The sequence below is a fragment of the Allobosea sp. FW305-C-101 genome (genome assembly GCF_058783685.1).
Window position 1 is genome coordinate 1 of sequence record NZ_JBYSYT010000013.1, and the last position, 11370, is coordinate 11370.

The 11370-nt window shown below is 63.3% G+C and carries 12 protein-coding genes; 5 read left to right on the forward strand and 7 right to left on the reverse strand.

Annotated elements, in window-relative coordinates; translation table 11 throughout:
- Window positions 1-372 (forward strand): metallophosphoesterase family protein (locus tag AC3WMA_RS25960; protein WP_492288147.1); only part of this gene is annotated, 372 nt, incomplete at its 5' end.
- A 437-nt stretch (window positions 373-809) separates the two neighbouring features.
- On the opposite strand, the gene AC3WMA_RS25965 is transcribed toward AC3WMA_RS25960, so the two are convergent.
- From AC3WMA_RS25965 to AC3WMA_RS25985, 5 genes are all read right to left on the reverse strand, one after another.
- Window positions 810-1916, reverse strand: a complete 1107-nt coding sequence (locus AC3WMA_RS25965) for an ABC transporter ATP-binding protein (protein ID WP_492288148.1) — start codon at window positions 1914-1916, stop codon at window positions 810-812.
- Window positions 1909-2700, reverse strand: a complete 792-nt coding sequence (locus AC3WMA_RS25970) for an ABC transporter permease (RefSeq protein WP_492288149.1) — start codon at window positions 2698-2700, stop codon at window positions 1909-1911. The genes AC3WMA_RS25965 and AC3WMA_RS25970 overlap by 8 nt, the downstream gene beginning before the upstream one ends.
- A complete protein-coding gene (locus AC3WMA_RS25975) occupies window positions 2700-3551 on the reverse strand; it encodes an ABC transporter permease (protein WP_492288150.1) in 852 nt (283 codons plus the stop codon). The genes AC3WMA_RS25970 and AC3WMA_RS25975 overlap by 1 nt, the downstream gene beginning before the upstream one ends.
- Window positions 3552-3818: 267 nt before the next feature.
- Entirely contained in the window at window positions 3819-4874 is a 1056-nt protein-coding gene (locus AC3WMA_RS25980) for an ABC transporter substrate-binding protein (RefSeq protein ID WP_492288151.1), read from the reverse strand.
- A 137-nt stretch (window positions 4875-5011) separates the two neighbouring features.
- Complete coding sequence (locus tag AC3WMA_RS25985) at window positions 5012-6178, reverse strand: aminotransferase-like domain-containing protein (protein ID WP_492288221.1); 1167 nt, start codon at window positions 6176-6178, stop codon at window positions 5012-5014.
- 285 nt (window positions 6179-6463) lie between these two features.
- Between AC3WMA_RS25985 and AC3WMA_RS25990 the strand changes: the two genes are divergently transcribed.
- The 3 genes from AC3WMA_RS25990 to AC3WMA_RS26000 all read left to right on the forward strand — a co-directional run bounded on the left by AC3WMA_RS25990 (window position 6464) and on the right by AC3WMA_RS26000 (window position 9268).
- Window positions 6464-6970: an Lrp/AsnC family transcriptional regulator gene (locus AC3WMA_RS25990; RefSeq protein ID WP_492288152.1), complete on the forward strand. Its 507-nt coding sequence runs from the start codon at window positions 6464-6466 to the stop codon at window positions 6968-6970.
- A 49-nt stretch (window positions 6971-7019) separates the two neighbouring features.
- Window positions 7020-8168, forward strand: coding sequence for a succinylglutamate desuccinylase/aspartoacylase family protein (locus AC3WMA_RS25995; protein ID WP_492288153.1), 1149 nt, complete (start codon window positions 7020-7022; stop codon window positions 8166-8168).
- A gap of 104 nt (window positions 8169-8272) precedes the next feature.
- Complete coding sequence (locus AC3WMA_RS26000) at window positions 8273-9268, forward strand: proline racemase family protein (RefSeq protein WP_492288154.1); 996 nt, start codon at window positions 8273-8275, stop codon at window positions 9266-9268.
- Window positions 9269-9514: 246 nt separating this feature from the next.
- Here AC3WMA_RS26000 and AC3WMA_RS26005 read toward each other — a convergent pair whose 3' ends face one another.
- On the reverse strand, window positions 9515-9721 hold the full coding sequence (locus AC3WMA_RS26005; protein WP_492288155.1) for a hypothetical protein: 207 nt from the start codon (window positions 9719-9721) through the stop codon (window positions 9515-9517).
- Entirely contained in the window at window positions 9721-10467 is a 747-nt protein-coding gene (locus AC3WMA_RS26010) for a COG4280 domain-containing protein (protein ID WP_492288222.1), read from the reverse strand. Before AC3WMA_RS26010 ends, AC3WMA_RS26005 begins: the two co-directional genes overlap by 1 nt.
- A 147-nt stretch (window positions 10468-10614) precedes the next feature.
- Here AC3WMA_RS26010 and AC3WMA_RS26015 point away from each other — a divergent pair, with 147 nt between their 5' ends.
- The gene (locus AC3WMA_RS26015) at window positions 10615-11178 is read left to right on the forward strand and encodes a Chromate resistance protein ChrB (RefSeq protein WP_492288156.1); all 564 of its coding nucleotides are present in this window, start codon (window positions 10615-10617) and stop codon (window positions 11176-11178) included.
- Window positions 11179-11370 lie beyond the last annotated feature (192 nt).

The following is an 11370-nucleotide window of genomic DNA, read 5'->3' on the forward strand; positions in this document are numbered from 1 at the left end:
GACAGCGGTCACTATAGCCGCTTCATGCCCTGGCATGCAGCGGCCGAACACCGGCTCGATCTTGCTTTCATTCGCAGTGAGCTTGCTAAGGCGTACGAGGGGCCGACCGTTGTGGTCACGCACCACGCGCCACACCCTCGATCGGTTCAGCCAAGGCACCAAGGCAGCGCGCTGTCGCCGGCCTTCGTCTCGGATCTGAGTGCCCTGATCGAGGATTACCAGCCAGAATTCTGGATCCATGGTCATGATCACGGATCCCACGATTATAAAGTCGGCCGGACGCGTGTACTGGCCAATCAGGCCGGCTACCCGAATCTGCACGGCGATCGCGAGAATCCGTGGTTCGATCCTTTTTGCGTTGTTGTGGTCTGAGCAAACGATGAGTGAATACGACTTAATCGTTTGTGGAATGCCGCCGTCGGGTCCAAAGCCTACAACGAACTATGCAGCACAACTGCTGACGGACTTATCTTCACTCTTCTTCACGAGATTTTCTTTCGGCACGCGAGAGGGACCGCAATGTCAGGCCTGCGACGTGAAGCGCGCCCCGTAAACGCGCTGGATCGGCCAGCGATTTACATTTGTGCCGATTATAGCGACCTCCGGCGCCTGGGTCGGGATCATGTTGATCCCGGAGAAGATGGCCTGCGGCTTGGCAGTTCCCATCGTGGCGCCAGAAATCCGAGCGATCCGTATAACGGCGTCGCGCAAGCCCTCGGCAATAGCTATGGCGTGATTAACGAGGGACCATCCCGCTGAATATTGCCGCGAGCGAGCAGCCTTTAAATGCCGGGCGGGCCAAGTCTCGCCTAGCTTTCTAGAAAGCGCCCGACGTCGGCGGGCCAGACAATGCTAACACGCTGCGAAGGATCGAACCGAGCCGTGTTTTGATTGGTGAGTTCCTGAACCGCGATCACGGCGCCGCCCTCGACCGTGACGAAGTGCTTCGAGGTCGCGCCTGTCACCAGGGTATTGGCGACGCGGCCGTGCAGCACGTTGTGGCCGGCAGGAACGTTGCCGCCCTGGACCAGACGAAGCGCTTCCGGCCGCAACAGGAGCTTGCCCGCAGTTCCAGCGCTCACGGCACGGTCCAGCCTTACCCGGCAGTTCGTCCCATCTGCGAGGCGCAACAGCGGAGCTGCTCCGGCGTCGACGATTTCGGCGTCGAGCAGGGTCGAGGCGCCGATGAAATCGGCGGCGAACTGCGTTCTCGGCTCGAAATGCAGCGCGTGCGGCGTACCGAGCTGCTCGACCTGACCGCCGTTCATCAACATGATCCGGTCGGACATGTTGAGCGCCTCTTCCTGGTCGTGGGTCACGTAGAGCATCGTGATGCCGAGCTCTGAGTGGATGCGCTTGATCTCGAGTTGCATCTGCTCCCTGAGCTTCTTGTCGAGCGCGCCGAGCGGCTCGTCCATCAAGATCAGGTCGGGCTTGTAGACGATGCAGCGGGCGATCGAGATCCGCTGCTGCTGGCCGCCGGACAGCTCCTTGGGCTTGCGATCGGCGACATGCGGGAGGCGGACGAGTTCGAGAACTTCGGTGACGCGCCTCCTGATCTCGGCCTTCGGAACTTTGCGGATTTGCAGCGGGAAGGCGATGTTCTCGAACACCGTCATATGCGGCATCAGCGCGTAGTTCTGGAAAACCATGCCGATCCCGCGCTTCTCGGCGGGAAGCCGCGTGACGTCGCGTCCGTTGATGAAGATGTCGCCCTGCGACGGCGAGGCCATCCCGGCGATCATGTTCAGCAGCGTCGTCTTGCCGGAGCCTGACGGGCCGAGCAGGGTCAGGAATTCTCCTGTCGGGACGTCGAGATCGGTGTCTTGGAGCGCGACGACGGTTCCATAGTCCTTCCGCACGCCGCGCAGACGCACCATCGTCCGGAGATTTTTTGCTTGGACAGCCTCAGCCACGGCTTGCATCCTTCTGAACGATTGCGACGACGACGCAGATGATGACCGACAGGCCAGTCAGCATGGTCGAGATGGCTGCCAGCACGGGCGAGACCTCGAACTGAATCGATGAGAACATCTTGACGGGGAGCGTGGTGTCTCCGGCCCGGGCGACGAACCATGAGATCACCACCTCGTCGAACGAGATCAGGAAGGCGAAGAGCGCGCTGGCGACGATTGATGGCGTCAGCAGGGGCAACGTGACGCGGGCAAGCACGGTCAGCTTGCCCGCACCCATCACGGTCGCGGCACGCTCGATCGCCGGATCGATATGCTTCAGTCCGGCGCTTGCCGTGACGATGACGAAGGGCAGCGTCGCGATCCCGTGCGACAGGGCCAGGCGGAGCTCGCCATGCGTCAGGCCGATCTCGGCGAAGTAGATGTAGAGCGCGAGGGCCACGACGACATGCGGCACCATGATCGGGCTCAGCAGGAAGATGGCGAGCATCTGCCGACCAGGAAAACGCCCCCGCGTCAGCGCGTAGGCCGCCGGGATGCCGAGCGCGAGCGCGATCAGCGTCGACCAGATCGCCACCCGCAGGCTGAGCCAGGTTGAGCTGACCCAGCCTTCCTCGCTGAAGAACCGGCGGAACAGGTTGAGCGAGAAGCCCTGCGGCGGAAAGACGATCTGATTGGTCTCGCCGAACGAAATCAGCACCGTCACGAGGCTCGGCAGCAGAAGGAAGAGCAGGATCAATGTCACGGCGCAATTGAGCGCGACGCGCCAGGGAGAACGCAGGGTCATCAGTGCCCCTCCGACGAGAGGACCGAGCCGCCACCGCGGACCTTGGAGAGCAGGACAGACGCCAGCACCGCGGCGGCGATGAGCAGTACGGCCACGGCCGACGCCATCTGCCAGTTCAGCACCTCCCGCGCATAGAAATCGACGAGATTGGCGAACATCATGTCCTGCCGCCCGCCGAGCAGCGCCGGAATGACGTAGAAGCCCAGGCTCAGGATGAACACCAACAGCGCGCCGGCCATGACGCCCGGCAGACTGAGCGGCAGCGTAACCTTGCGGAAGATGCGTACCTTGCCGGCCCCCATGATGGCAGCTGCCCGCGCCAGTTCCGGGGGCTGATTGAGAAGGCTGGTCAGGATCGGGAAGACCATGAACGGGATCAGGAAATGGCTCATGCCGGCCATGACGCCGAAGCGGTTGAACAGCATTTTGACCGGGGGAATGCCGATGGAGCCAAGCAGTTGGTTGACGATCCCGGACTGTCCGAGCAGCACCATGAAGGAGAAGCTCTTGACCAGCGAGCTCGTCCAGAACGGCACCAGCACAAGGATCATAAACAGCGCGCGCCGGCGCGGCGGCTGACGCGACAGGAAATAGGCGATCGGGTACGCCAGCAGCAGCGAGAAGATCGTCGCACCGACGCTGATCTCGAAGGTCGTCCAGGCGACGCGCAGGAACAGCGGCGTGGTGAAGATCTTGGCATAGGCCTCGGCGCTGAAAGACGCTCCGTTCGGCGTCTGGACGCTCTGCAGGAAGACGGCGCCCAGCGGCAGCGCGAAGACCAGCGTCATGAAGATCGCCGCAGGCATCGCGAACGCGGCGATGCGCCATTGCTCCCTCGACTCGGCTCGCATGACTGGCCTCTCCTTGGGATGAATGGCGCGTCTTCAGATTGCCGGACGATTGGTGTCGTGTCGTCGCAATCTTAGAGCGCGTCCCAAGCGAGCAGGCCGGGACGAGTTCTTGCAATGATCGCTGGATCGGCGGGCGAGCTTGGCGCTATCAGCCAGAGCCAGCCGCTCCCTTGCGCGGCGCGGACGCGACGATATCCGCGGCCGGATGAGGCTAGCTCGACCCGGAGGCACGATTGCCCTGTCCGGGTCGGGCGCAGGCCGACGGCTTCAGGTCAGCAGCCATTCCTTGAAGCGCAGGTTCAGTTCGTCGATGCGGCTGTCCCACCAGCCGGCATTGACGAAAAGGTTGTCCGGCGAGGTGATGTCGGGAAGCCACTTCTTCACGGCCGGATCGACCTTCGCCAGCGCGTCGGCGAAGGTCGGCGCGTCGCCCGACAGGTTGGCGAGCTCGACCTGGCGATCTCTGTCCATGGTGAAGGCAAGAAAGCGCATCGCGGCGTCGCGGTTCTTCGTGCCCTTGAGCACGCCGATCCAGCCGATGCCGAGAATATTCTGGCGGAAGGAGAAATCGATCGGCACCTTCGCGGCCTGAAGGTCCTTCACGCGCGTCGTGTAGGTGAAGGTGAAATCGGTCTCGTTGCCCTGGATCAGCGAGACGGTCTGGGCCGTCTGCGGAATCCAGTGCGAGACGTGCGGCTTGATCTTGTCGAGCGCCTTGAAGGCCCGCTCGACATCGCATGGATAGACCTGAGAAGCGGGCACACCGTCGCCCATCAGCGCAATCTCGAGGGTATCCGTCACGCGGTTGCGCAGGCCACGGCGGCCGGGCACGCCTTTGACGTCCCAGAATTCCGGCCAGGTCCTGGCGACCTTGCCGTCGAGACGGTTGGTCGGGAAGGCGATGCCGCCGGTATAGATCGTTCCGCCCACGGCGTAGTCGTGTTTCGCCTGCGGAATGCAGCCGTCGAAGTTGACGATCGACGTGTCGACGCGCTCCAGCAGGCCGAGCCGGACGCCAGCCGGCACCCAGGCGTCCGCGAGGTCGGTGACGTCCCATTCGACGTCCTTGCGGTCGACCTGCGCCTTCATCTTGGCGAGGTCCGGACCGGCCGAGGTCACGACCTCGATCCCGGTCGCTTTCGTGAAGGGGTCGTAGAGAGCCCGGCGCTTGGCATCGCCCATGGCGCCGCCGGAGTTGACGACGACAATGCGCTTCCCCCGCGCCCAGCCCGGACGAATATAGCTCGGGGCCGCAATGGCCGCAGCGGCGCCGAGCAGGACGGAACGACGCGACGGCGACTTGATCATGGTAAGCCTAGGCATATGATGATCCCCTCTTTGTTGTTGCACGTCTTATCTGCAGCAATATTCATCGCCCGTAATGTCGTTTTCTACCGTGATTTTGGCGGTTTTGATCTTATTCGCGTCACTTTGACGGCTAATAAGCCATAGTGACGGCATCAGTCGTAATGCCGGCCCGCAAGGCTCAGGCCTTCCGCCTGGCCAGGTTGTGCACTCACTTCCATCTGCTGGCGGCGGACGACGGCACAGAGCTTGCGCACGCCCCGTTCGATCTCGTCAGGACCGCAATAGCTGAAGGCGAGCCGGATGAAGTTCGCCGGCGGCGCCGAGGCGAACGACAACTGCCCAGGGAAGACGATGACGCCGTCGCGCTCGGCCTCCAGCGTCACTGCGTTGGCATCGATGCCGTCGGGCAGCTCGACCCAGAGGAAATAGCCGCCGTCGGGAGCACGGAAACGGGCCTCGGGAAGATGGACGCGGAAGGCGTCGGTCATCGCGTCGCGATGCCGCTTCATGACCGGCGTCAGCTCGGCGATGTGGTGCGCGATGCGTCCCGATCGCAGCAGATCGAGGACGATGCGCTGCGTCAGCGGGCAGCAGCCGCCCTCGCTCTTCAGGGCCGCCATCCTGCCGATGATCGCCGGATCGCCATTGGCCCAGCCGACACGGATGCCGGGAGCCAGGATTTTCGAGAAGGTGCCTGCGCCGATAACGCGTCCGTTGGTGTCGAAAGACTTGATCGGCGCGACGGCCTCACCAGAAAAGCGCAGGCGTCGGTAAGGATCGTCTTCCAAGATGAAGAAGTCGAACTCTTCGGCTAGGCGGACGAGCGTCCGCCGGCGCTCCTCACTCAGGGTGATCCCGGTCGGGTTGTGGAAATCGGGAACCTCGAACAGGAGCTTCGGCAGCTTGCCGCCTTCCGCCCGCAAACGACGCAGCTTGGCATCCAGTTCGTCGACCTTCATCCCGCCTTCGTCGCGGTCGATCTCGATTATCGAGGCTTCGTGATTGCGGATGATCGACAGCGCCGACAGATAAGTCGGGCGGCTGACGACAACCGCATCGCCCTTGTCGACCAGGGTTCGCAGCAGGAGGTCGAGCGCCTGTTTGGCGCCGTTCAGGATCAGGATGCTGTCGACCTTCGCCGTGACGCCGTCTTCCTTCAGGAAGCGGACGACCTCTTGGCGCAATTCGGGCAGCCCGTAGAGCGGCCCGTATTGGAGCGCTTCCGTCCGAAACAGCGTCGCGGCGTCGGCAGCCTCGACGCTCACGTCGGGAAGCAGGTCGGGAAAGGCGTTCCCGCCGCCGAGCTTGATCGCATCCAGAGCGACGACGGGGGGGGGGGGCGCTTACCGATCGATGCCGCCCGGCTCGCAAAGCGAATTTCAGCCATGATGCTGTCCTTTTGCGATGCGCGCCAGACCGGAAAGGTCGATCTCGGGCGACGACATCCGCACTCAGCATCCACGTGAATGAGGGATAAACAAGCGACATAACGACTATAAATTTGCGTTATCCGGCGAAATGACGCCATGAAACGACAATATGCCGGTGTTGGAAATTGCGGCACCCATTGACCTCATCCCCGTTGACGCGGGATGATTTACAGCATGACGGGTGAGCTCTCAGACAAGATCGACCGCCGGCTGCTCGCGTTGCTGCAGAGCAATGCGCGCGACTCGACGACGACGCTCGCCAAGAAGCTGGGCGTGGCGCGCACGACCGTCCACGAACGCATCACGCGCATGGAGCGCAATGGCCTTATCCGCGGCTATTCGGCGGTCCTCAGCCGCGATCCGTTCGAGACCTATGTCGCAAGCCTGCTCATGCTGATCATCGTCAAGCAGAAGCAGACCTCGATCGTGGAACAACTCAAGCGCTTTCCCGAGATCAAGCTGTGTCAGGCGGTGAACGGCGAATGCGACATTCTCTGCGAGGTCGAGGTGCCCCATCTCGAGGACCTCGAAGCCGTCCTGCTCGAAATCTCCGAGATCGGCGGCATCACGAACGCGCGTACCATGATCGTCACGGCGATGAAGTTCGATCGGCGCATGAACGCAGCCGGCAGCCAAGCCGCGGTCCACGCCGCCGCCTTCAGCAGAGGGGAAGCCGGCTGATGATAGATTTCCCTCTGGCGCGATCGGACAGTTCACCTTGGGTGAGGTTATGAACGATCCGAGTCCCCTGCATGAGAGCTTCGCGCCGCACGACACTGCGGTTAGCGGCGAGCCGATCATTCTCAGCCTGGCCGACCCGATACCGGCCGAGGGCAAGGTGAACGGCTATGTCCGTGTGCCCTATTCCACGGACCTCTCGGCCTACGGCTTCATCGCCCTGCCTATCGTGGTGATCGCCAATGGCGAAGGGCCGACCGTGCTGTTGCTCGCCGGCTCCCATGGCGACGAGTTTGAGGGTCAGGTCGCGCTGGGCCGGCTGGCGCGGACGCTGATGCCGGCCGACGTCACCGGCCGCGTCATCATCATGCCGACCGCCAACGCCCCGGCAGCGCGGGAGGGCAAGCGAAACTCGCCGATCGACGGCTACAACCTGAACCGGATCTATCCGGGCGACGTCCGTGGGTCGCCGACATCGATGATCGCGAACTACATCGAGCGCCATCTCATGGCGGAATCCGACATCGTCCTCGATCTGCACAGCGGCGGGCGCTCGCTGCGCTACCAACCCTGCGCGACGCTCATGGATCATCCCGATCCCGTCGAGCGGTCGCGCCGGCTTGCCATCGCGATCGCATTCGGCGCGCCCGCGGTGCTCGTCTCGCACGGCTATGAGGAGCGCAACTCGTCGGGGGCCGCCAAGCGCGCCGGCGCGACCCGCATCGGGACGGAGATCGGCGGAGGCGCCGGCCTCGACGTCAGGCTCGTCAATCTCACCTATGACGGTGTGGTCAACGTGCTGCGCTGGAGCGGCGTCCTGCCGGCGGATCCGGCGGCCGAGGCAAGGCCCGATGTCGTTCCGGTCTACGACGTGATCCCGGAACGCGACTATCTCTATGCCCTATCGGACGGCGTCTTCGAGCCTCGGGCACAACTGGGCGAGACGGTCCGCACGGGCGATATCGCGGGCCTCCTGCACGATCCGTCGCGGCCCTGGACCACGCCGCAGGAAATCCGGTTCCGGTCCGCCGGGCTGGTCGTGTGCCAGCGCGTTCCGGGCTTGTCGGCGCGCGGCGACTGCCTCTTCCACCTCGCCAGCGAATTCGTCGAGCGCTACCCCAACGAGATTGCGAAAGCCGCGGCGTCGACCTGGGTCAAGGACCTGTTCAAACGACGACGTCCGCGCGTGAAACGACGCTAACGCCCGACCATTCGCTACCTCCGCTGAATCGCCGCCGCGCCCCAGCTTGGCGCGAAGCCTGCCGGCTGCCCGCTTTCACCCCGTCATCCAACGGAGTTGCCATCATGTACGCCAGACATCAGTTGACGACGATCGATCATCACCACGGGCAGGCCAGCCGCACCGTCGTGGCCGGCTACCCGCCCATCCGCGGCGGCACAATGCGGGAAAAGGCCGATTACTACCTGGCGAACCTGAGTTGGGTCCATGAAGGGCTCATCCGCGAGCCTCGCGGCCATCGCAACATGCTTGGCGCGATCCTGACCGAGCCGGTCTCGTCCGACTCCGCCTTCGGCCTGCTGTTCCTCCATGCTAACGGGCTGTTCGACGGCTGTGGCGACAGCACCTTCTGCGCTGCTGCCGCCGCGATCGAAACCGGCCGCGTCGAGGTCACCGAGCCGGTCACGCGCTTCTCGATCGATACCGTCAACGGCCCCCTGCATGTCGAGGCCGATGTCGCCGGCGGCATCGTCTCGGAGGTCCGGTTCGAGAACATACCGTCTTATGTCGTCGGCCGCGAGACCGTGTCCTTGCCGGAGCACGGCGAGGTCGCCGTCGATATCGCCTTCGGCGGCAATTATTTCGGCTTCGTCGATGCCGCCGCCGTCGGCCTCTCGGTAGAACCTGCGTCGGAGCGGGGGATCATCGCGACGGCGCTTGAGCTCTGGGATGTTCTCGATGCCAGGACGCTGGCCGAGGATGTCCATCTCGGCGCCCCGAGCCGGATCGAGCTCTTCACCTTCGTCAAGAAGACGGCGGAAAACCGATATCGCGTCGCCAATGTCTACAAGCCCGGCCGCATGGGACGCACGCCGTCCGGCACCGGAACCAGCGCCCATATCGCGCTGCGGTTCGCCCAGGGTGACTACGACGCCGGTCAGCCCTTCATCCAGGAAAGCATCGTCGGCACCGAATTCAGGGCCAGCGCCAAGCCGCGTCAGCTGCTCGCCGGCCCTGCCGTTCTGCCGACCATCGGCACGAAGTCGTTTCTGATGGGCGTCCACCAGTTCTACGTCGACCCGGCCGACCCCTATGCGCGTGGCCTGATGATGGAAGGCTGAGTGCTGGATGCCGGGATCATGCTGGCGGTCGATGGGGGGGTACGATGTGATAGGCGCCGTTTCCCTGCATGGGAGCGACGCCGATCACGGTTGTCAGGCTGCCGTCCGCTAGTTCCCGCTAGACGAAAAAGCCGGAACGAGCGCCACGCCGATCCCGGCGGCCGCCGCCTCGCTCGTCATGGCCAACTGGTGAACAGCGGCCTGCGGAGCGGTGCAGGATGGTCGAACCCGGTACTCGACAGCTGTTTAGCGTTTTCGGGAGGCCTTGAGTACACTTGAGGTGAGTACGCCGACGCAGCCGATCACGAGGATAAGTCCGGTTGCACTTGAGGAGGCCTCGAATGTGTAAGCGACAGCCGCCGTCGCGATCACGCCCAAGATCGATAAAGCGAGGAATTCGTCATCGACGAACATGCCGAACAGCTCGCGCAAGATGAGCCGAAAGACATACATCAAATGAACTCTCGCTGGCGATGGTGAACGAGCGAGGTAAGGCCGAGACCAACCGCCAGGAAGCCGAGAGCGAGAACGAGGATGGCGATGTCATGCCCCGGCCATGAGACGCCAAGACCCTCTCCGGTCCAATAGACACCAAAGGCTGAGAGCATCACGCCTACACCAAATTTCAGCGTGTTTTCGGGCACGCGGGCAAGGGGCTTGTGAACGATGAAGCCGATAGCCAGGACAAGGAGGCAGGCGGCCAATGCGCCGAGACTCGCGGGCCATAGCAGGCCGCGTCCAGCGCCGACCGCAATGACGATGAACACGACCTCGATGCCCTCCAGAACGACGGCTTTGAAGGCGGCGAGCCCGGCGATCCAATCAAGACGGCTGTTCTCGTGATTGATGGCAGCCTTCAACTCGGCGGTCTCGTTGGCAAAGGCGATCGTCTCGTCGTGCAGTGCGATAACACCGGCGGCTCGCAGGATCGCCTTCCTTAGCCAGCGCAGACCGAAGAGCAGCAAAAGCACTCCGATGACCAGTTGGAGCGCCTGCAGCGGCACCTTGTCGAGCATCGGGCCGAGCGCCAGCACCAGGATGGCCAGGAGACCGAGGCCGGCCGCGGTCCCGGTTAGTGCCGGCCGCCACCCTCTCACGGTGCCGACGGCGAGTACGATGGTGAAGGCTTCAACGACTTCAACCAGGGAGCCGAGGAAGGCGGCGGAGACCGCCGGAGCGGCAGTGGCCCATGTCATCATGCCCGTGTCCTTTCGCGCGAACTCGATGCGGCTTTCCATAGGCGGCGACGGGCTGGTCAACTCGCAATCTGAATGTCACATTGGATCGACAAGTGCGCGGCTATCGCTGCGTTATAGATGTAACGACTGTAACATACAAGGAGTGCGATGGCCCCGTTGGAATGGTTGCTGCTGACCTACAAGGTCCCGGCGGAACCCGCGCGCAAGCGCGTCTCGATCTGGCGCAAGCTCAAAGGCCTCGGAGCGATCTATCTCCAGGGTGGAGTTTGCCTGCTGCCGAAGACGGACGACCACCTGCGCCGCCTGAAGGTTCTGGAGAACGAAATCGCGGAGGCGGAGGGAGAGGCGCTGCTGCTCGCTACGGTCGGCCTTGACCAGAAGCAGCAGGAGAAGATCGTCGCCCGGTTCAACGCCGACCGCGACGACGAGTACAAGGAGTTCATCGAGAAGTGCATCGCCTTCGAGGAGGAGATCGCGGAGGAGACCCGCGTCGAGCACTTCACCTTCGCAGAACTGGAGGAGAATGAGCAGGAGTTGACCAAGTTCAAGGCCTGGATCGCCAAGATCCAAAAGCTCGATTTTTACAAAGCGCTTCGAGCCGAGGAGGCGGTCGAGCGCCTGTCCCGGTCGGAAGCGATCCTGGATGCCTATGCGCATAACGTCTTCGCCGCGCAGGAAGAGAACAAGTCGCCGGACGCTGCAAAAGGATAATCGCAGTTGCGGGTTGGCCATGTCGGATAGCGCTATCGTCCCCTCTGGGCGAGTGAAGGGTCGGAAGGCCGTGGCGTAACCGTCCTGATCGGATATCTAAATGTGCCCGGTTCAATTTTCCCGAGCGGCGCGTTTACGTCGGTTCCTGGACGTCGCTCCTCGCCGATATCGGAGCGCCGAAGCGAAGTCGTC

Coding starts and splice junctions, on each gene's coding strand:
- AC3WMA_RS25970 (WP_492288149.1), bottom strand. CDS start 2,700: ATGACCCTGCGTTCTCCCTGGCGCGTCGCGCTCAATTGCGCCGTGACA.
- AC3WMA_RS25975 (WP_492288150.1), bottom strand. CDS start 3,551: ATGCGAGCCGAGTCGAGGGAGCAATGGCGCATCGCCGCGTTCGCGATG.
- AC3WMA_RS25980 (WP_492288151.1), bottom strand. CDS start 4,874: ATGCCTAGGCTTACCATGATCAAGTCGCCGTCGCGTCGTTCCGTCCTG.
- AC3WMA_RS25990 (WP_492288152.1), top strand. CDS start 6,464: ATGACGGGTGAGCTCTCAGACAAGATCGACCGCCGGCTGCTCGCGTTG.
- AC3WMA_RS25995 (WP_492288153.1), top strand. CDS start 7,020: ATGAACGATCCGAGTCCCCTGCATGAGAGCTTCGCGCCGCACGACACT.
- AC3WMA_RS26000 (WP_492288154.1), top strand. CDS start 8,273: ATGTACGCCAGACATCAGTTGACGACGATCGATCATCACCACGGGCAG.
- AC3WMA_RS26005 (WP_492288155.1), bottom strand. CDS start 9,721: ATGTATGTCTTTCGGCTCATCTTGCGCGAGCTGTTCGGCATGTTCGTC.
- AC3WMA_RS26010 (WP_492288222.1), bottom strand. CDS start 10,467: ATGATGACATGGGCCACTGCCGCTCCGGCGGTCTCCGCCGCCTTCCTC.
- AC3WMA_RS26015 (WP_492288156.1), top strand. CDS start 10,615: ATGGCCCCGTTGGAATGGTTGCTGCTGACCTACAAGGTCCCGGCGGAA.